This is a genomic window from Amycolatopsis sp. NPDC058986, assembly GCF_042741125.1.
GTDB lineage: Bacteria > Actinomycetota > Actinomycetes > Mycobacteriales > Pseudonocardiaceae > Amycolatopsis.
In genome coordinates, this window is sequence record NZ_JBHYJW010000092.1 from 1 (window position 1) to 19,111 (window position 19,111).

At 71.4% G+C, this 19,111-nt stretch carries 17 protein-coding genes; 11 read left to right on the top strand and 6 right to left on the bottom strand.

Going from position 1 to position 19,111, the window contains the following annotated elements; all coding sequences use genetic code 11:
* Positions 1 to 154: 154 nt before the first annotated feature.
* Positions 155 to 982, bottom strand: coding sequence for a dienelactone hydrolase family protein (locus tag ACFW0G_RS42590; protein WP_378331252.1), 828 nt, complete (start codon positions 980 to 982; stop codon positions 155 to 157).
* A 228-nt stretch (positions 983 to 1,210) separates the two neighbouring features.
* Here ACFW0G_RS42590 and glmS point away from each other — a divergent pair, with 228 nt between their 5' ends.
* From glmS to tsaE, 8 genes are all read left to right on the top strand, one after another.
* The gene (glmS, locus tag ACFW0G_RS42595) at positions 1,211 to 3,073 is read left to right on the top strand and encodes a glutamine--fructose-6-phosphate transaminase (isomerizing) (RefSeq protein WP_378331253.1); all 1,863 of its coding nucleotides are present in this window, start codon (positions 1,211 to 1,213) and stop codon (positions 3,071 to 3,073) included.
* A gap of 17 nt (positions 3,074 to 3,090) precedes the next feature.
* Positions 3,091 to 4,527, top strand: a complete 1,437-nt coding sequence (locus ACFW0G_RS42600) for an NAD(P)H-hydrate dehydratase (protein WP_378331254.1) — start codon at positions 3,091 to 3,093, stop codon at positions 4,525 to 4,527.
* Between the two features lie 392 nt (positions 4,528 to 4,919).
* Complete coding sequence (locus ACFW0G_RS42605; protein WP_378331255.1) at positions 4,920 to 5,729, top strand: DeoR/GlpR family DNA-binding transcription regulator; 810 nt, start codon at positions 4,920 to 4,922, stop codon at positions 5,727 to 5,729.
* On the top strand, positions 5,719 to 7,149 hold the full coding sequence (gene xylB / locus ACFW0G_RS42610) for a xylulokinase (RefSeq protein ID WP_378331256.1): 1,431 nt from the start codon (positions 5,719 to 5,721) through the stop codon (positions 7,147 to 7,149). The genes ACFW0G_RS42605 and xylB overlap by 11 nt, the downstream gene beginning before the upstream one ends.
* A 4-nt stretch (positions 7,150 to 7,153) precedes the next feature.
* On the top strand, positions 7,154 to 8,245 hold the full coding sequence (locus tag ACFW0G_RS42615; protein ID WP_378331257.1) for an ABC transporter ATP-binding protein: 1,092 nt from the start codon (positions 7,154 to 7,156) through the stop codon (positions 8,243 to 8,245).
* Between the two features lie 29 nt (positions 8,246 to 8,274).
* Positions 8,275 to 9,393, top strand: a complete 1,119-nt coding sequence (gene alr / locus ACFW0G_RS42620; protein WP_378331258.1) for an alanine racemase — start codon at positions 8,275 to 8,277, stop codon at positions 9,391 to 9,393.
* The gene (locus ACFW0G_RS42625) at positions 9,390 to 10,487 is read left to right on the top strand and encodes an alpha/beta fold hydrolase (protein ID WP_378331259.1); all 1,098 of its coding nucleotides are present in this window, start codon (positions 9,390 to 9,392) and stop codon (positions 10,485 to 10,487) included. Before alr ends, ACFW0G_RS42625 begins: the two co-directional genes overlap by 4 nt.
* The gene (gene tsaE / locus ACFW0G_RS42630; protein WP_378331260.1) at positions 10,484 to 10,948 is read left to right on the top strand and encodes a tRNA (adenosine(37)-N6)-threonylcarbamoyltransferase complex ATPase subunit type 1 TsaE; all 465 of its coding nucleotides are present in this window, start codon (positions 10,484 to 10,486) and stop codon (positions 10,946 to 10,948) included. Before ACFW0G_RS42625 ends, tsaE begins: the two co-directional genes overlap by 4 nt.
* A 241-nt stretch (positions 10,949 to 11,189) precedes the next feature.
* Here tsaE and ACFW0G_RS42635 read toward each other — a convergent pair whose 3' ends face one another.
* The gene (locus ACFW0G_RS42635) at positions 11,190 to 12,581 is read right to left on the bottom strand and encodes a carboxyl transferase domain-containing protein (protein WP_378331261.1); all 1,392 of its coding nucleotides are present in this window, start codon (positions 12,579 to 12,581) and stop codon (positions 11,190 to 11,192) included.
* Positions 12,574 to 14,004: an acyl-CoA synthetase gene (locus ACFW0G_RS42640; RefSeq protein ID WP_378331262.1), complete on the bottom strand. Its 1,431-nt coding sequence runs from the start codon at positions 14,002 to 14,004 to the stop codon at positions 12,574 to 12,576. Before ACFW0G_RS42640 ends, ACFW0G_RS42635 begins: the two co-directional genes overlap by 8 nt.
* A 272-nt stretch (positions 14,005 to 14,276) precedes the next feature.
* Here ACFW0G_RS42640 and tsaB point away from each other — a divergent pair, with 272 nt between their 5' ends.
* From tsaB to tsaD, 3 genes are read left to right on the top strand one after another with little or no spacing between them, the layout of a single operon-like run.
* Positions 14,277 to 14,951, top strand: a complete 675-nt coding sequence (tsaB, locus tag ACFW0G_RS42645) for a tRNA (adenosine(37)-N6)-threonylcarbamoyltransferase complex dimerization subunit type 1 TsaB (protein WP_378331263.1) — start codon at positions 14,277 to 14,279, stop codon at positions 14,949 to 14,951.
* The gene (rimI, locus tag ACFW0G_RS42650; protein WP_378331264.1) at positions 14,948 to 15,430 is read left to right on the top strand and encodes a ribosomal protein S18-alanine N-acetyltransferase; all 483 of its coding nucleotides are present in this window, start codon (positions 14,948 to 14,950) and stop codon (positions 15,428 to 15,430) included. Before tsaB ends, rimI begins: the two co-directional genes overlap by 4 nt.
* Positions 15,430 to 16,476, top strand: a complete 1,047-nt coding sequence (gene tsaD / locus ACFW0G_RS42655) for a tRNA (adenosine(37)-N6)-threonylcarbamoyltransferase complex transferase subunit TsaD (protein WP_378331265.1) — start codon at positions 15,430 to 15,432, stop codon at positions 16,474 to 16,476. The genes rimI and tsaD overlap by 1 nt, the downstream gene beginning before the upstream one ends.
* A 237-nt stretch (positions 16,477 to 16,713) precedes the next feature.
* Here the strand turns inward: tsaD and wecB are convergent, their stop codons facing one another.
* From wecB to ACFW0G_RS42670, 3 genes are all read right to left on the bottom strand, one after another.
* Complete coding sequence (gene wecB / locus ACFW0G_RS42660) at positions 16,714 to 17,877, bottom strand: non-hydrolyzing UDP-N-acetylglucosamine 2-epimerase (protein WP_378331266.1); 1,164 nt, start codon at positions 17,875 to 17,877, stop codon at positions 16,714 to 16,716.
* A 125-nt stretch (positions 17,878 to 18,002) separates the two neighbouring features.
* Complete coding sequence (locus ACFW0G_RS42665) at positions 18,003 to 18,182, bottom strand: LPXTG cell wall anchor domain-containing protein (RefSeq protein WP_378331267.1); 180 nt, start codon at positions 18,180 to 18,182, stop codon at positions 18,003 to 18,005.
* A 21-nt stretch (positions 18,183 to 18,203) separates the two neighbouring features.
* Complete coding sequence (locus ACFW0G_RS42670; RefSeq protein WP_378331268.1) at positions 18,204 to 18,977, bottom strand: choice-of-anchor P family protein; 774 nt, start codon at positions 18,975 to 18,977, stop codon at positions 18,204 to 18,206.
* Between the last annotated feature and the right edge of the window lie 134 nt (positions 18,978 to 19,111).

A 19,111-nucleotide genomic window follows, 5' to 3' on the forward strand; every position in this document is an offset into this window, starting at 1 on the left:
CCCACCCTCCCCCCCATCCCCCCCCCCACGCGCCCCTAAGCTCACCAAACCCCCCCCATCTCCCAGGTAACCGCATCCGCGCGGGGCCGGGCGAGTGCGTTTAGCCCGCTAAACGCGCTTGGCGGCTGGGTGACCGGGTTGGGATGCGGGAGCGTCAGGCGGCGGGTTCGTCGGCGAGTTCGATGGGAGCGCGCTTGACGTCGGCCTCGAGCAGCGGCAGGTACTTGCCGGTGCCCGTCAGGTGGGTCAGGAAGAACGCCGTGAACAGGGCCCGGGTCAACTGCTGGGTGCCGCGATGCGGCTTCCCGTGCAGGAGCAGCTGGCTCCAGTGCCGCCCCTCGGTGACCGCCAGATGCGACGACTTCCCCAGGGTGCGCAGCTGGACGGGGCCCGCCCACGCGTCGGCGATCGCCTCCGCGTGCCCGACTGCGGGAGCGATGAGATCCTCGCCCGCGGCGAGGTGCAGGCCGGGTGCCGTGATGTTTTTGGCCGCTTCGGTCGCTGGGGGAAACGTTTGCGCGGCCGTGATCGTGGCGACCGCGCGGATCTCGGGTTTGGGGGGTTCGGCGGTCGCGGCCTGCGCGGCGGCGAGCACGGCCGAGCCGCCGCCGGTCGAGTGCCCGGCGAGGCCGAGGCGGTCCGGATCGACGCTGATGCCGTCGGGACCGAGCCGGACCTTGGTGACGAGGTCGAGCGTGGCCAGCAGATCCGAAGCGAGCAGACGATGCGACGGCAGCGGCCCACGCTGGGTGGCCGGCGCCGTCGCGACGATGCCCCAGCTCGCGAGGTGCCGCAGCAGCTGGTGGTAGCGGCCGGTCGGCTGGAGCCAGCCGTGACCGAACGCGACGGCGGGCAGGCCGAGACCCGATCGTGGGGTGAACACCACGCCGGGCAGCCCGACCAGGGCGAGGTTGCCGCGCAGGACCTCGTGCGGGCCCGGGTGCGTCAACTCCGCGAGCAGCTGCTTGGGCTTGCTGGCCATGGCCGTGACCTTACTGCCCGCACCCCCGCCCAGCCCGCCCGCCGCCCCGGCGAGTGGTTTTACCCCGCTAAACGCACTCGCCGGGGTCGGGGAGCGGTGTGCGCCGGGACCGGGCGACCCGGATACTTAGCCACGCTCAGCGCCGCGTTTAGCCCGCTAACCGCAGCTCCGGGGCGTGGTGGCGGAGCCGCGCGTGGGGGCGCGATGTCCCTCGTTAGGCTGGAGCGCGTGTGTGGGATCGTGGGATATGTCGGACACCGCCCGGCCCTGGACGTCGTCCTCGGCGGACTGCAGCGGATGGAGTACCGCGGGTACGACTCGGCGGGCGTCGCGGTGCTGGACGGCGCCGGCGCGCTGAACGTCGAGCGCAAGGCGGGCCGCCTCGCCAACCTGGAGGCCGAGCTCGACGCCGTCGGCAGGGACGCCTTCAAGGGCACCGCCGGCATGGGGCACACCCGGTGGGCCACCCACGGTGCGCCGGTCGACCGGAACTCGCATCCGCACCGTGACGTCACCAAGCGCGTCGCCGTCGTGCACAACGGCATCATCGAGAACTTCGCCGCCCTGCGCGCCGAGCTCGAGGCCGACGGCGTCGAGATGGCCAGCGACACCGACACCGAGACGGCCGCGCATCTCGTCGCCCGCGCCTACGCCTCCGGCGAGACCGCCGGTGACTTCGCCGCCAGCGTCGCCGCCGTGTGCCGCCGCCTCGAAGGCGCGTTCACCCTGGTCGTGACCCACGCCGACCAGCCGGACACGATCGTCGCCGCCCGGCGCTCCTCGCCGCTGGTCGTCGGCGTCGGCGATGGCGAGACCTTCGTAGCGTCCGACGTCGCCGCGTTCATCGAGCACACCCGCGAGGCCGTCGAGCTCGGCCAGGACCAGCTCGTCGTGATCACCCGCGACGGCTACGAGGTCACCGACTTCCACGGCGACGCCGCGCAGGCGAAGCCGTTCACCGTCGACTGGGACCTCTCGGCCGCGGAAAAGGGCGGCCACGAGTACTTCATGCTCAAGGAGATCGAGGAGCAGCCCGAGGCGCTGGCGAACACGCTGCGCGGGCACTTCGAGGCCGGCCGGATCATGCTCGACGAGCAGCGCATCTCCGACCAGGACCTGCGCGACGTCGATAAGGTCTTCGTCGTCGCCTGCGGTTCGGCGTACCACTCCGGCCTGGTCGCCAAGTACGCGATCGAGCACTGGTGCCGCCTGCCGGTCGAGGTCGAGCTGGCCAGCGAGTTCCGCTACCGAGACCCGGTGCTCGACCGCGCGACGCTGGTTGTCGCGGTGTCGCAGTCGGGCGAGACCGCGGACACCCTCGAAGCCGTTCGCCACGCCCGCGAGCAGAAGGCCCGCGTGCTGGCCGTGTGCAACACCAACGGTGCGCAGATCCCGCGTGAATCCGACGCGGTGCTCTACACCCACGCGGGGCCGGAGATCGGGGTCGCCTCGACCAAGGCGTTCCTCGCGCAGATCGCGGCCAACTACCTGGTCGGCCTGGCGCTGGCGCAGGCGCGGGGCACGAAGTACCCGGACGAGGTGGCGCGCGAGTTCGCCGAACTCGAGGCCATGCCCGCCGCTGTCCAGAAGGTACTGTCCACTGTGGACCAGGTGCGGGACCTCGGGCGCCGGATCGCGGACTCGAAGGCTGTGCTGTTCCTCGGGCGCCACGTCGGGTTCCCGGTGGCGCTCGAAGGCGCGCTGAAGCTGAAGGAACTGGCGTACATGCACGCCGAGGGCTTCGCCGCTGGCGAGCTGAAGCACGGCCCGATCGCGCTGATCGAGGAGGGCCTCCCCGTCGTCGTGGTGATGCCGTCGCCCAAGGGACGCGCGGTGCTGCACTCCAAGCTCGTGTCGAACATCAGCGAGATCCAGGCTCGCGGCGCCCGCACGATCGTCATCGCAGAGGAGGGCGACGAGACGGTCCGGCCGTTCGCCGACGAGCTGATCGAGGTCCCCGCGGTGCCGACGCTGCTGCAGCCGCTGGTGTCGACGGTGCCGCTGCAGGTGCTCGCCGCCGAGATCGCGCGCACCCGCGGGTACGACGTCGACAAGCCGCGTAACCTGGCGAAGTCGGTCACCGTCGAGTAACTCCCGGAGGCGTCGCCGTGCAGGGAATCTGGACCACGGAACGGATTCGCGCGGCGGAGGATCGGCTGCTCGCGGTCACCCCCGAAGGCGAACTTATGCGCCGCGCGGCCTTCGGGCTGGCGACGCATACGGCCGCGCTGATCGCTGAGCGCACGGGCTTCGTATCGGGCCGCCGGGTCGTCCTGTTGGTCGGTTCGGGGAACAATGGCGGTGACGCGTTGTGGGCCGGGGCGTTCCTGCGCCGTCGCAACGTCGCCGTCACCGCCATCTTGCTGAAGCCCGAACGCGCGCACGGTCCAGGACTCGCGGCGCTGCGCCGATCCGGCGGCCGGGTGGTGTCTGTCGAGGACGGTCCACAGTGGATCGACAAGGCGGACGTCGTCATCGACGGGATCGTCGGGATCTCCGCCCGTGGTCCGTTGCGGCCGGAGGCCGCGGCGCTGGTGGAGCGGGTGGGCGCGCCGATCGTCGCGGTCGACCTGCCCAGCGGGGTCGACCCGGACACCGGAGCGGTGGACGGCCCGGCGGTGCGTGCGGCGCTCACCGTGACTTTCGGCGCGCTCAAGCCGGTGCACGCGCTGGCACCCGACGCTTGTGGCGACGTCGTGCTGGCGGACATCGGGCTGCGGCCCGAACTCGGCGAGCCCGACATGGTGCGTTTGGAGTCGTCGGACGTCGCTGCCGCGTGGCCGGTGCCGGGCCCCAGTGACGACAAGTACAGCCAGGGTGTCGTCGGCATCGCGGCCGGATCGGCCACCTACCCCGGGGCGGCGGTGCTGGCGGCGGGATCGGCGGTGCGGGCGACGTCCGGCTTGGTGCGGTATGCGGGGCACGCGGCCGATGTGGTGCGCGGGCGCTGGCCGGAGATCGTCGCCACCGGATCGGTGAGCGATGCCGGCCGCGTGCAGGCGTGGGCGGTCGGGCCGGGGATCGGCACCGGGCAGGAAGGCCGTGACGTGCTCCGGTACGTCCTCGGCCAGGGCGTGCCGGTGTGTGCCGACGCGGACGCGACGACGATCGTCGCCCGCGCGCCGGAGGTGCTCGACGCGCGGGATCCGGACACGCCGCTCGTGCTGACGCCGCATGCGGGCGAGTTCGAGCGGTTGATGGGCGAGGCGCCCGGGGCCGATCGGGTCGGGGCCGCGCGTGCGGCGGCCCGGCGGTACGACGCGGTGGTCCTGCTGAAGGGGCACTGCACCGTGGTCGCGGCGCCGGACGGGCGGGTCGCGGTGAACACGCCGCGCGGGTCGTGGCTGGCGACGGCGGGCTCGGGCGACGTGCTCACCGGTCTCGTCGGGGCGCTGCTCGCCGCCGGGCTCGACCCGTGGCTCGCGGCGGCGTCCGCGGCGCACGTCCACGCGCTGGCCGGGTCGCTCGCGGCGGGCGGCGCACCGACCTCCGCCTCGGCGCTGGTCACCGCCATCCCCGAGGCCCTCCGCTCCCTGCGTCCCTGATCACCCCTGACCTCGTCACATCAGCCCCACGCGCCCCAACCGAGCGCAGTTAGCGGGCTAAACGCGGCGCTTAGGCACGCTAAGGACCGCGTTTAGCCCGCTAACTGCACTTCGGGGCCCTGGCGGGCGTGACGGGCTAGGGAGTGGGGTCGCGACTGGGACGGGGGCCTGCGCCGGATGGTTAGCAATGCTCAGTGCCGCGTTTAGTCCGCTAACTGCAGCTCGGGGTGGCCGGCCAAGTGCGTTTAGCGGGCTAAACGCACTTGGGGGCAGCGGGGAGGGGGCGGGAGGGCAGAGATGGGGAGTTATCGCGTTGGGTGTTAAGTCTGGGGAAGAAATCTGGTAAAAAGAGGGAGTGAGCGGTGACGCAGGTGTCGTGAGCTGGGGGTGGCGTGTCTAGGACCCGGCCCTCGGACGCCTCCATCGAGCAGCGGCGCAGGGAGATCCTCGACCACGTCATCGAGCACGGCGAGGCCCGCATCGACGACCTCACCGCGCTTTTCGGCGTCAGCCTGATGACGATGCACCGCGACCTCGACGACCTTGCCGACCGCCGCCTGCTCCGCAAGCTTCGCGGCCGGGTCGAGGCCTACCCGGCCTTCACGATGGAGAACGCCGCCCGCTTCCGCGGCACCGTCAACCTCGCCGTGAAGGAAGCGCTCGCCGACGCCGCCATCCGCCAGGTCGAGCCCGGCCAGACCGTCTTCGTCGACGACTCCACGACGTTGTTTCCCCTGGTCCGCAGGCTCGCCGAGGTCGAGGGCCTGACCGTCATCACCAACTCGCTGCACGCCGCGCGCCTGCTGGGCCCCAAGGTCGACGTCGTCCTCGCCGGCGGCCGGTTCCACCACGAGTTCGACTCCTGCATCGGCCCCGACGTGCTCGCCCTGCTCGAGCGCATCCACGCCGACGTCGGGTTCGCGTCGGTCTCCGCGGTCGCCGTCGGCAGGCTGTATCACCCCGATCAGGACTACGCCGAGCTCAAGAAGGCCGCGCTGCGCACGAGCAACCGGAACGTCCTCGTCGTCGACCATTCGAAGTTCGGCCGCACCGCGACCTTCGCGCACGGCGTCGTCGGCGACTACGACCTGCTCATCACCGACGAGTCGACCCCCACCGAGGAGATCGAGGCCGCGCTGAACGCGAGCACGGCCGTCGAACTCGTCGAGTACGTCGAGGAGGGCCAACCGTATGACAGCTGACACGCTGGTCGCCGGTGTCGATTCATCGACACAGTCCACCAAGGTCGTGGTGTGCGATGCGCGCACCGGCGAGATCGTCCGCACCGGCCGGGCCGCGCACCCGGACGGCACCGAGGTCGACCCCGCTGCCTGGTGGGACGCGTTCACACAGGCGACGCACGGCCTGCTCGACGGCGTCGAGGCGATCGGTGTCGCCGGTCAGCAGCACGGGCTCGTCACTCTCGACGAGGGGAGCAACGTCGTCCGTCCCGCACTGTTGTGGAACGACAACCGGTCGGCGCAGGCCGCCGTGGACCTTTGCGACGAACTTGGCGGGCCGGAAGCATGGGCGCAGGCGGTCGGACTTGTCCCGGTCGCGAGCTTCACGATCACCAAGCTGCGCTGGATGGCCGAGCGTGAACCCGAGCTGGCCGATCGCGTCGCCCGCGTCCTGCTCCCGCACGACTGGCTGACGTGGCGCATCCTCGGTGAGCGCGGAGCGCCCGTGACCGATCGCGGTGACGCCTCCGGCACCGGCTACTACTCCGCGGCTGAAAGCGCTTACCGGACCGACCTCCTCAAGCACGCCTTCGGCCGGACCCCGGAGCTGCCCACGGTTCTCGGCCCCGCCGAAACCGCGGGGCACACCGAGGACGGCGTTCTCGTTTCGGCGGGCACCGGCGACAACATGGCCGCCGCGCTTTCCCTCGAACTCGGCCCCGGCGACGTCGTCGTTTCGCTCGGTACCAGCGGCACGGTGTTCGGTATGTCGGCCACCGCGCCCGCGGACGCCACCGGCACGGTCGCCGGATTCGCCGACGCCACCGGGAAATTCCTGCCGCTCGCCTGCACGCTCAACGCCGCTCGGGTGCTCACCGCGAGCGCCGCGATGCTGGGTGTCGGCCAGGACGAGTTCGACCGGCTCGCACTGGCCGCCGAACCGGGTGCGGGAGGGTTGACGCTACTGCCCTATTTGGACGGTGAGCGCACGCCGAACCTCCCTGACGCCAACGGTTCCCTGATCGGGCTCACCCGGGCGAACATGACTCCGGAGAACCTCGCGCGCGCCGCCGTCGAGGGCATGCTGTGCGGGCTCGCGGCCGGGCTGGACGCGGTGCGCGAGCAGGGGCTCGACGTCCGTCGCGTGCTGCTCATCGGCGGTGGTGCGCAATCCGCCGCCGTGCGCGAGGTCGCGCCGATCGTGTTCGGCGTTCCCGTGAGCATCCCGCCGGTCGCCGAGTACGTCGCGGTCGGTGCCGCGCGGCAGGCCGCGTGGGCGCTCACGAGCACCGAAGAACCGCCTGCCTGGCAAGGAAAGACGCGGCTCGCGCTGGACGAGCCGACCGAAGCGCAGCGCGCCGAGGGCCGCCGCATCCAGTATCGACACCTCGAGGCGCGGGAAGCCGCGCACGGAATTCCCGCGAAAATCGGAGAGGACTGAACCGATGGCCAGCATCACCTACGACAAGGCGACCCGGCGTTACCCCGGCGCCGAGCGGCCCGCCGTCGACGCGCTCGAACTGGAGATCGCCGACGGCGAATTCCTCGTGCTGGTCGGGCCTTCCGGCTGCGGCAAGTCGACGAGCCTGCGCATGCTCGCCGGGCTGGAGGACATCGACGAGGGCGCCGTGTGGATCGGCGACCGGGACGTAACCCAGTTGCCGCCCCGTTCCCGCGACATCGCGATGGTGTTCCAGAACTACGCGCTGTACCCGCACATGACGGTGGCGCAGAACATGGGCTTCGCACTGAAGATCGCCGGACGGCCCGCGTCGGAGATCAAGCAAAAGGTCCTCGACGCGGCGAAACTGCTGGACATCGAGCAGTTCCTCGACCGCAAGCCGAAGGCGCTTTCCGGCGGCCAGCGGCAGCGTGTCGCGATGGGCCGGGCGATCGTGCGGGAACCGCAGGTGTTCCTGATGGACGAGCCTCTGTCCAATTTGGACGCCAAGCTGCGGGTGTCGACCCGGACCCAGATCGCCGCGCTGCAGCGGCGTCTCGGCGTCACCACGGTGTACGTCACGCACGACCAGGTCGAGGCCATGACGATGGGTGACCGTGTCGCGGTGCTCTCGGACGGTCTCCTCCAGCAGTGCGACACCCCGCGTGCGCTCTACGACAAGCCCGCGAACGCGTTCGTCGCCGGGTTCATCGGCTCGCCCGCGATGAACCTCGTCACGGGCAAGCTCACCCAGGACGGCGCCGAGCTGGGCGGTGCGCGCGTGCCGCTGCCCCGCGACGTCATCGCCGCGGCCGACGGGGACACCGTCACGATCGGGTTCCGGCCGGAGTCGCTGGAGGTCACCGGGTCCGCGGACGGCACGCTGCCGATCAAGGTCGACCTCGTCGAGGAGCTGGGCTCGGACGCCTACGTCTACGGCAAGCTCGCCGAATCGGACGCCGAAGGCACGAAGTCCAACGTGGTCGCCCGTGTGGATCCGCGCACACCGCCCGCCATGGGCGACACGCTGCACCTGCGGATCCGGCCCGACGAGCTGCATGTGTTCTCCGCCACCACCGGGTCGCGCCTGTCCTGACCTGGACACATGGGAAACTGGGGGTCGTTATGACTCCCAGTTTCCCGCGTGCCGAGGCCGTGATCGACCTCGACGCCGTGCGCCACAACGTCTCCCTGCTGGCCGAGCGCGCCTCCGGCGCGGCGCTGATGGTGGTGGTGAAGGCCGACGCGTACGGCCACGGCGCGCTGCCGGTCGCGCGCGCCGCGATCGAGGCGGGCGCGACCTGGCTCGGCACCTGTTCCCTCGGCGAGGCGCTGGAGCTGCGCCGCGCCGGGATCACCGCGCGGCTGTTCAGCTGGCTCGACGTTCCCGACGTCGACTTCGCTCCCGGCATCGAAGCGGACATCGACCTCGACGCCAGTTCGATCGGCGAGCTGCGGCGCATCGTGGATGCCGCGCGGCAGGTGGGCACCCGCGCCCGGGTGCACCTCAAGATCGACACCGGGCTTTCGCGTAATGGCTGCCCGCCCGCGCTGTGGGCGGAGCTGGTCGAGGAGGCGGCGGCGGAACCGCTGATCGAGGTCGTCGGGATCTGGTCGCACCTAGCTTGCGCCGACGAGCCGGGGCACGCGTCGATCGACCTGCAGGCCAAGCGTTTCGACGAGGCCTACGACGTCGCGCGGGCGGCCGGGCTCGACCCGATGCGGCACATCGCGAACTCCGCGGCGGTGCTGACCCGGCCCGATCTGCACTTCGACCTGGTACGCCCCGGAATCGCGGTGTACGGGCTGAACCCGGTACCCGCCGACGAGGACCTGCGCCCGGCGATGACGTTCCGGTCGTCGGTGGTGCTGACCAAGCGGATAGCGGCGGGCGAGTCCGTGTCGTACGGGCACACCTGGACGGCGGAACGCGACACGACACTCGCGCTCGTGCCGTGTGGTTACGCCGACGGGGTACCGCGGACGTTGTCCGGTCGCCTGGACGTCTGGCTCGGCGGGCGGCGGCGCCCGGTCGCCGGGCGGGTCTGCATGGACCAGCTGGTGGTGGACTGCGGGGATGACGAACCCGAGATCGGCGCCGAGGTCGTCCTGTTCGGCGCCGGAGCCGGCGGGGCGCCGACAGCTCGGGAGTGGGCGGACAAGCTGGGCACGATCGACTACGAGATCGTGACGTCGATGTACCGGCCGCGGGTGCGGCGGAGGTATCTGGGGGACCGCTCGTGATTCCTTCACGACGACTGCTGGCCATCGCCGGCGGGGTCGGTGCCGTGGCCACCGGGACCGCCGCCGCCATCGCGGTCGCCGCGCAGCAGCGGCGGCACAGTGAGGACGCACTCGTGGACGAGCCGTTGGGGGAGCTGAAGCCGGACCGGACGTCGACGGTCGCGGCGGAGGACGGAACGCCGCTGTCGGTGGAGGAGGTCGACCCCGCGGACGGTGGGAAACCGGAGCTGACCGTGGTCGGCGTGCACGGGTTCGCGCTGTCGCGGAAGTCGTGGCATTTCCAGCGTCGTGATCTGGCGTCGCTGACGTTGCCGCGCGTGCGGCAGGTGTACTACGACCATCGCGGGCACGGGCAATCCGGCGAGGCGTCGACCGTGGCGAGCACGATCGAGCAGCTGGCGCGCGATCTTGACGGCGTGCTGCGGGCGGTGGTGCCCGAGGGACCCGTCGTGCTGATGGGACATTCCATGGGCGGCATGGTGATCATGGAACTGGCGGCGGAATTCCCCGAGCTGTTCGAGGATCGGGTGTGCGGCGTCGCGTTCATCGCCACGGCGGCGGGCGAGGTCGGAGCCCGTGGGCTGCCGCGCTCGCTGCTGTCGAAGTACAACCCGCTCACGAAGGGCGTCGGCGGGTTGGCAGGCTGGCAGCCGGGGCTCGTCGAGTTCGTCCGCGCGGCCGGTGGTCAGCTGACGCGGCAGGCGGTGCGGCGGCTGGCGTTCGGCAGCCGGGACGTCTCGTCGCGGCTGGTCGACTTCATGCTCGAAATGCTCGCCGTGACGCCGGTGCGAGGGCTGATCAACTTCGTCGACACGCTTGGCAGTCACAACCGGTACGCGGCGCTGGCCGGGCTCAAGCACGCGCAGGTGCTGGTCATCGGGGGCGACTCGGACAAGTTCACGCCGTTCTCGCACGCCGAGCGGATCGCCGGGGAGCTGCCGGACGCGGAGCTGGTGCGGGTGCGCGGTGCGGGGCACATGGTGCAGCTGGAGCAGCCGGAGCTGGTGAACAGTCATCTGATCGATCTGGTGCAACGGTGTGCCGGGGTGGACGGCGAGTCCTCCGGGCGGAGCTGGTGGTGGAAACGCGCGTGAAGTACGAACTCTCGACTCCTGATTCGACGATGGCCTTCGGCCGTTCGCTCGGTCGTTCGCTGCGTCCTGGTGACCTGGTGCTGCTGTCCGGGCCGCTCGGGGCGGGGAAGACGACCATGACGCGGGGGATCGCCGACGGGCTCGGTGTCGGCGGGCGTGTCAGCTCGCCGACGTTCGTGCTCGCGCGGGTCCATCCCGCGGGGGCTTCCGGTGTGCCGCTGGTGCACGTCGACGCCTATCGGCTCGGCGGGGATCTGGCCGAGCTGGACGATCTGGACCTGGACGCGGATCTGGAGCGCTCGGCCGTCGTCGTCGAATGGGGCGAGGGGGCGGCGGAGCGGCTGTCGTCGGACTACCTCGTCGTCCGGCTGGAGCGTCGCGAGGACGACGTCCGGATCGTCGCGCTGGAACCCCACGGCACGTGGTCGGCCCGGGCCGCCGACCTGCGTTTAGCGGGCTAAACGCAGTCCGGCCACCCACCTACCTGCGTCCCCTGCCGCCTGCCGCGCGCTGCCGCCCCGAGCGCAGTTAGCGGGCTAAACGCGGCGCTGAGCATGGCTAAGTATTCGGCGGGTGCGCCTCGTGGGCCCGGTCGGTCTGGGCTCGACGCGCGTGCGACCCCGGCGGATGCGTTTAGCAGGCTAAACGCATCCGTGCAGGTCAGCGGGTTATGTAGGGCTGCTAAGGACCGCGTTTAGCCCGCTAAACGCGCTTGGCGGGGCCCACGACGGCGCGGGCGACGCCCAGAGCGACGAGGTCCTGGGGGCGAAGGCGCAGCCGGTCCGCGAGGGCGGGGACCTCGGACGCCGGGAGCTTGAGAATCGACGCCGCGGCCTCGGGCGACGTCACCGAGAAGTACGCATCGGGCGTGACCCACGTCGACCCCGGCGCCGCGAAGGCGAGCGCGCCGCCCGAGCCACCTTCGCCGATCACGAGCGTGGTCACGGGCGTGGTCACGGGCACCGAACCAACGGACCGAGACCCGGCACCAGAGCCAGAGCCCGACATCGCCGTCGCGATCGCCTCGAACAGCTCCGCGATGGCCGCGCCCGCGCCGGCCTGTTCCGCCGCCGCGTCGTTGGCCGCCCCCGGCGTGTCCACCAGCGTCAGCACCGGCACGCCGAGCCGCGAAGCGAGCCGCACCAGCCGCGCCGCCGTCCGGAATCCGGCCGGGGACGTCGCGGTCCCGCACTGTGCGGCGAACGCGATCGCACGCCCGTCCCGCCAGCCGAACCCGCACGACACCCCGGCATCGACGCCTCCGCAGCGGTCGCCGCTGACCTCTTCCCGCCAGTCGAAATAGGCGTCGAGATACTCGGCGGCGCGAGGACGCGAAGCGGCCCGCGCGGCCTGAACGGCCTCCCACCCGGTCGACGGCAGCGACACCGCTCGTAACGCCGAGGGCGGATCGGCGGGGACATCCGAACGCGAGGTCAACAGCCGGACCCAGCGTTCCAACGCACTGGCCAGCTGCTCCGGCGGCACGATCTGGTCCACCTGGCCAGCGTCGAACTTCGCCTCAGCCGTGTACGCCTCCGAAGGCGCGTCGGCGGGCCGCACTCGTGACCCGGCGAAACCGACCTGCGCGCCGGGCAATGCGAGGACGACGTCGGCGCCCGCGCCGAGCGTCGCCCAGCCGCCCCCGGTCGTCGGGTCGCGCAGCACGGAGATCTGCGGGATGCCGTTCGCGCGCGCCCGCGCCGCTGCCCGCGCGAGCCGCTGCAGCTGGGTGAGCGCCCGCATACCCTGCTGCATCCGGCTTCCCCCGGTCGCGATGAGGGACACCACCGGCAGCCGCAGCGCCCGGGCCTGCTCGAACGCCGCCTCGATCCGGTCGCCCGTGCGCTGGCCGAGCGAGCCGCCGAGATAGCCGAACTCGAACGCGATCAGCATCGCTTCGGCAGCACCGAGCTTCGCGGTTCCGCACACGACGGACTCGGACTCGCCACTGCGCTCAGCGGCGGCGCTGCGCGCGTCGCGGTAACCCGGCCAGCCGATGGGCCCGTCCACGGGCTCCGCGGTGTGCTCGACCACGAGCTCGCGGAAATCGGTCGAAACCAGGTCGACGATCTCGCGGGCGGGCAGCCTAGCCACCGAGGGCTCGCTTCATGACCTTCCCCATGTCGTTGCGTGGCAACGCGTCGAGGTACCGGACGACCCGCGGCCGCTTGTGGGGAGTGAGCAGCCGGGCGACATGGTCGGCCAGTTCTGCCGCTGTCGGCGGCTCGCCGTCCGGCACGATCCACGCGACGATCCGCTCGCCGAGGTCGTCATCCGGTTCGCCGGTCACCGCGGCCTCGGCGACGCGCGGATGTTCCAGCAGGGCGTTCTCGATCTCACCGGCGCCGATCTTGTAGCCGCCACTCTTGATCAGGTCCGTCGCCTTGCGGCCGACGATCCGGACGTACCCGTCGGCGTCGCGCGTCGCCATGTCACCGGTGCGGAACCAGCCGTCGTCGAACGCGGCCGACGTCGCGTCCGGCCGGTTCAGGTACTCGGTGAACAGGTTCGGGCCACGGACCTGGATCTCGCCGACGGTGTCGAGTTCGTCGATCCGTTCCCCGTGTTCACCGACCAGCCGCAGCTCGACGCCCGCGAGCGGGACGCCGACGGTGCCCGGTTTGCGCTCGCCGTCCGCGCGGACGCTGGTGTTCATCAGCGTCTCGGTCATCCCGTAGCGCTCGATCACCTGCTGGCCGGTGGCCGCGGTGATGCGCTGATGGTCGTGCACCGGCAACGCCGCGGAGCCGGACACGAGCAGCCGCGCGCCGCGTAGCGCCTTCGCGAGCGTTTCGTTCTCAGCGACTTCGCCGGCGATGCGGTGGTACATCGTTGGCACGCCGAAGAGCATCGTCGCGCCATCGCCCAGCTCGCGCGCCACTCCGTCGGTGGAGAACCGGCCGAGATGGCGCACGGTCCCGCCACGCCGAAGCGGCCCGAGAATGCCGAGGATCAGGCCGTGCACGTGGAACAGCGGCAGCGCGTGCACCAGGACGTCGTCGGCGGTCCACTGCCAGGCGTCCTCGAGCGCGTCGAGGGTCGTGACGAGTGCGCGGCGAGGGAGCACGACGCCCTTGGGCGGACCCGTGGTGCCGGAGGTGTAGACGATCAGCGCGGGTGTCTCGGCGCCGGGTTCCTCCGGTAGTGCCTGCGGTGTGGTTCGGGGGTCGATGTCGATGTCCCGGCGCGGCAGTGCCGACAAACCGTCCGGAAGGTCGGCGCCTGGCTCGGCGAGGACCAGCGCCGGCTCGCTGTCGGACACGATGTGCGCGAGCTCCCGCTCGCCGATCTTGGGGTTGATCGGTACCACCGGGACCCCCGCGAGCAGGGCGGCGACGACCGCGACGCTGGTGTGCAGGCTCGGCGTCGCCCAGACGGCCACACGGCTCTTCGGCAGGTCACGGGCGAGCGCGCCGGCGACGGCCGCGAGTTCGTCGTAGGTCAGCGTCTGCTCGCCGAAGCGGAGAGCCTGCTTGGGGGAGCCGCTCGTGAGGGCGGGGAACAACCGATCGGGCACCGCGGGACCTCCTGTTGCGCACTTCGCCGTCTGCCGGACGCCTCGAAATCGCACCGTACCCCGCACGACCCTGCCCCCGCTGAGACCTGGTTCACACCCCGCGCCGACTGCGTTTAGCCCGCTAAACGCAGTCCGGCGGGCCCGTCGGGAGGCGCGGGGCGTCGGGGGCCGGGACCAGGGGCCGACAGGCCCGCCGAAGTCCTTAGTGTGCCTAAGCGCCGCGTTTAGCCCGCTAACTGCACGTCGGGGCGGGGGCCGTAGGCTGGGACACCGTGTTGGTACTGGCGATCGATACGTCGACCCCGGCGGTCACCGCGGGTGTCGTTGTCGTGGACGCTGCGGGAGACGCCGCCGAGCTGACCACGCGCGCCGAGCGGGTCACCGTCGATCCGCGGGCCCACGGCGAGCTGATCACCCCGCACGCCCTGGCCGCCGCCGAGGCCGCAGGGATCACGCTCAAGGATCTCGACGCGATCGTGTGCGGCGTCGGTCCCGGGCCCTTCACCGGCCTGCGCGCCGGGATGGCCACCTCAGCCGCCCTCGCCCACGCACTCGGCGTCCCGGCGTACCCGGTCTGCAGCCTCGACGCCATCGCGGCGGACGTCACCGGCGACACCCCGTTCCTCGTGCTCACCGACGCGCGTCGCCGCGAGGTGTACTGGGCGCGCTACGACGCCGACGGCACGCGGGCGGACGGCCCGCACGTCCAGCGCCCGGCCGAACTCGACGTCACCACGAAGGTCGCCGCGGGCGATGGCGCGGCGCTGTACGCCGACACGCTCGGCGTCCAGCCCATTGGACCCCGTTTCCCGTCGCCCGCCGGACTCGTCAAGGTTGCCCGGGAGAGCTTGCTCGCAGGGGAGCCGCCCGCCGCGCTCACTCCGCTCTACTTGCGTCGCCCCGACGCGGCCGAGCCGGCAGGCCGCAAGCGAGTGACCGCGCCATGAGGCTCGAACCGTTGCGCCGCAAGGACATCGCCCGCTGCGTGGAGATCGAGAAGATCCTCTTCCCCGGCGACGATCCGTGGAGTGCCTGGGCGTTCCAGGCCGAACTCGACGCCGGGAACTTCTACCTCGCCGCCCGCCCGGACGACTCCGACGAGCTCGTCGGGTATGCCGGGCTTGCCGTCGTCGGCCGCAAGCGTGGCGAGTACGAGACGAGCGTGCACACCATCGGTGTCGTCCCCGAGTCCCAAGGGCAGGGCATCGGCACGGCGTTGTTGCGCGCGCTGCTGGAGCGTGCCGACGAACTGGACGCGCCGGTCTTCCTCGAAGTCCGCACGGACAACGACGCGGCCATCGCGCTCTACGAGCGGCACGGTTTCGAGCGGGTCGGCATCCGGAAGCGCTACTACCGGCCTTCCGGCGCCGACGCCTACACGATGGTCCGCCCGGCGCGGACACGAGCGGACGAGGTGGCGGGCTGATGTCGCGCATCATCATGGGCATCGAGAGCTCGTGCGACGAGACCGGCGTCGGCTTGGTCCGGCTGCACGACGACGGCACCGTCGAGCTGCTCGCCGACGAGGTCGCCTCCAGCGTGGAACAGCACGCGCGCTTCGGCGGTGTGGTGCCCGAGGTCGCCAGCCGGGCCCACCTCGAAGCGATGGTCCCGACCGTGGAACGGGCGTTCGCTACGGCAGGTCTTGCACTGTCCGATGTGGACGCGATCGCTGTCACGGCCGGCCCCGGCCTCGCGGGCGCGTTACTCGTCGGCGTCGCGGCGGCGAAGGCGTACGCCACGGCGCTGGGTGTTCCGTTGTACGGTGTGAACCACCTCGCCGGGCACATCGCCGTCGACACCCTGCAGCACGGCCCGCTTCCCGCACCGTGCCTGGCCTTGCTGGTTTCCGGTGGGCACACACAACTGCTGCGGGTGGACGACATCGCCTCGAAGATCACCGAACTCGGGTCCACAGTGGACGACGCGGCCGGTGAGGCCTACGACAAGGTCGCCCGCGTACTCGGCCTGCCCTATCCCGGCGGTCCGCCGATCGACAAGGCCGCCAAGAACGGCGATCCGCGGGCGATCGCGTTCCCGCGCGGGATGACCGGACCTCGGGACGCCAAGTTCGACTTTTCCTTCTCCGGCCTCAAAACAGCGGTCGCCCGGTGGGTCGAAGGCGCCGAACGTCGGGGTGAGGACATCCCCGTAGATGACGTCGCGGCGTCGTTCCAGGAAGCCGTCGCCGACGTGCTCACCGCGAAGGCGATTCGGGCGGCGAAGGAGCAGGGCATCGGGACCCTGGTTATTTCCGGTGGTGTGGCGGCGAATTCGCGGCTCTCGGCACTGGCCGCGGAACGGTGTGCCGAGGCCGGGATCGAACTGCGGGTGCCGCGGCCGAGGCTGTGCACGGACAACGGCGCCATGATCGCGGCGCTCGGAGCCCACGTCGTCGCTGCCCGGCGTCCCGTGGCTGCGCTGGACTTCTCAGCCAATCCGGCGCTGCCGGTCGAGGTCGTCTCGATCTGAGGTCTCGGCGGTGTCGCGGATTCCCTTGTCAAGGTTTTCTTGGCACGAGCGGAGTTTCCGTGACAGCGCCGCCGCTATACACCGCGTGTAGAGCGATAGCAAAGGTCCCTTGCTCTCCCCCGGAGTGGCGAGAGGGACCGAGGTGACACCTGTGACCGCCGGTTCTCGCGCCGCGAACGGCACGAGCGGACCATTCGTCCCGGCCACGCCCAGGACACACACGACAGCCCGCCGTACTCAGCCGTGCGTGGGAACGACCTCGAGATCGGTGACCGTGCCGTCCGCCAGACCGAGCAGCTCGGAGATTGCGGCCACCGCGAGTTCGGCCGCATTGCCGTCGCCGTAAGGATTCCCGACCTGTGCGGGCTGGAGTTCACCACGCAGCAGGCGCGCCGCGGTGTCCGCGATCAGCGCGGTGTCGGTGCCGACGAGCCACGCGCAGCCCGCGTCGACCGCCTCCATCCGCTCGGTCACCTCGCGCAGCACCAGCACCGGCGTGCCGAATGTGGGCGCCTCCTCCTGGATCCCGCCGGAGTCGGTGAGCACCAGTGACGCCAGCCGCAGCGCCCGCACCAGGTCCGGGTACTCCAGCGGTTCGGTGATCGTCACCCGCGGCAGACCGTCCAATTCGGACCGTACCTGCTCGCGGACCGCCGGGTTCGGGTGCACCGGGAACAGCACCTGGACGTCGGGATGCTCGGCGACCATGAGCCGGACAGCCGCGAGCGTGCGGGCGAGCGGTTCGCCCCACGATTCCCGGCGGTGCGAGGTCACCAGGACCAGTCGCTCGCCCGCCTCGGCGATCTCGATCTCCAGCAGTGCGAGAGCCGTGTCGCGCGCGGGAAGATCGCGCGCCGCGATGGCGAGTACGGCGTCCACCACGGTGTTGCCGGTCACCGCGATCTGTTGCCGCGCAATGCCTTCCGCGCGCAGCGCGGCCGCGGCGCCGATGGTCGGCGCCAGGTGGAGCGCGGCGATGCGCGCGATCATCTGGCGTGTCCCCTCTTCGGGGAACGGCGCCGCGAGGTCATGCGTCCGCAGCCCCGCCTCGAGATGGACGACCGGGACACCCCGCCAGAACGAGGCGAGCGCGCCCGCCAGGCCCGTCGTCGTGTCGCCTTGGACGACCAGCGCGGCCGGGGCGCACCGTCGCAGCGCGTCGTCGATGGCCGGGAGCAGTCCCGAGACGAGTTCGGCCTGGCTTCCGGTGATCCGCGGCGGCACGTCGAGCCAGGCGTCGACGCCGACACCGAAGGGCACCAGCGCCTGCTCGACCATGCCCTCGTGCTGGCCGCTGTGCACCAGCAGCGGCCGCAGCCCGGGGTGCGCGTCCAGCGCCAGCACCAGCGGTGCCAGTTTGACCGCCTCCGGGCGAGTCCCGGCCAGCAACATCACGTCCATGATTCGGTGCTCCTTCCTGCGCCTTGCGGGACACCCTCGGATTCGAGTGTCCGGGAAAACCCCGTGTCCGGCCGGGCGGACGGCGTACGAGGGGCGTACGCCGTCCGCCTGCTTGGCCGTACCGGTCAGGCCCGCGACCTGGCGAGCCGCCGGTTGCGGCGATACGCGGCGTACACCGCGACGATCCCGAGCACCACCAGGATCACGCCGACGGTGAGCCACCACCCGATGTCGGCGCCGGTGGCGGCCAGCGTGCCCACGCCGCCACCCGCCACGCCGACGCCCGCGCCTGGCATCTTGTACATTTCCGCCTCACCTCAGTCCGGTCAGGCCGCGGTCGCCGAGCGCCGCTTGCGGATCATCCAGGTGCCCGCGGGAATCGCGACGGCGCCAAGCAGGCCGAGGCCGATCCACAGACCCGCGCCGGACGCGAGCGGCATCGGCGGCGCGGCCGGGCCGCAGGTCGCCGAGGACACGATCACGTCACCGGAGCCGAGCGCGTCGAGCCCCTCGCCGAGCAGCTTCACGTGGAGGCCGTTCACGGTGAGGCTTCCGTCGGGGTTCTTGATCTGCTCGTTGAGGATGATCGTCGCTACATTGACCGGGCCGAGACCGACCTTGAGCTGGGTGTTCGCGGCGGGCTTCGAGTCGACGGCGCCCAGGCTGCCGAGGTTGGCGCCGACCAGCGTGGTGCTGCCCTCGACACCCTTCTGCGTCGCGGTGCACACGGCTTCGACGGCCTTGACCCCGACGGTGCCGAGCGCCTTCTGCAGCAACGGCAGGCCGACGTCGGCGGTGCTCGCCTTCGCCGTCACCGCACCGGAGTTGTCATCCCGCTTCGCTTCGGTGTTGATCGCGCCGGCGGTGAGGATGCCGGTCAGATCCACTTTGGCCAGGCTGTTCTGGACGGGACTGTTGGTGTTCGCGGCGGCCAGTGGCCCCGCCTTCACCGCGTCCAGGCCGAGGAGCTTCACATCGACCTTGACGCCATACGCGGAGCCGTCGCCGGGCGCCGCATACGCGGGGGCCGCTCCGACGAGGGCGATGCTCGCCACCACCGCGGCGAGCAGACCGCTTCGTCGCATGAGGTGCCTCTTCATCAACTGATCCTCCGATTGTCTTCCCAAGGCGCACCGCTACGCGGATGAATACCGCCTCCAGAATTCGGCACGCGGACCCTGTATCGCCGGGGCCCGCGGAAATGGCACAGAAGAAACTGGCGAATCACCGGTTC

Excerpts from the sequence above, each read along its gene's own strand:
- tsaD (WP_378331265.1), top strand. The coding sequence starts at position 15,430 with ATGTCGCGCATCATCATGGGCATCGAGAGCTCGTGCGACGAGACCGGC.
- alr (WP_378331258.1), top strand. The coding sequence starts at position 8,275 with ATGACTCCCAGTTTCCCGCGTGCCGAGGCCGTGATCGACCTCGACGCC.
- ACFW0G_RS42615 (WP_378331257.1), top strand. The coding sequence starts at position 7,154 with ATGGCCAGCATCACCTACGACAAGGCGACCCGGCGTTACCCCGGCGCC.
- xylB (WP_378331256.1), top strand. The coding sequence starts at position 5,719 with ATGACAGCTGACACGCTGGTCGCCGGTGTCGATTCATCGACACAGTCC.
- ACFW0G_RS42590 (WP_378331252.1), bottom strand. The coding sequence starts at position 982 with ATGGCCAGCAAGCCCAAGCAGCTGCTCGCGGAGTTGACGCACCCGGGC.
- rimI (WP_378331264.1), top strand. The coding sequence starts at position 14,948 with ATGAGGCTCGAACCGTTGCGCCGCAAGGACATCGCCCGCTGCGTGGAG.
- ACFW0G_RS42665 (WP_378331267.1), bottom strand. The coding sequence starts at position 18,182 with ATGTACAAGATGCCAGGCGCGGGCGTCGGCGTGGCGGGTGGCGGCGTG.
- ACFW0G_RS42670 (WP_378331268.1), bottom strand. The coding sequence starts at position 18,977 with ATGAAGAGGCACCTCATGCGACGAAGCGGTCTGCTCGCCGCGGTGGTG.
- wecB (WP_378331266.1), bottom strand. The coding sequence starts at position 17,877 with ATGGACGTGATGTTGCTGGCCGGGACTCGCCCGGAGGCGGTCAAACTG.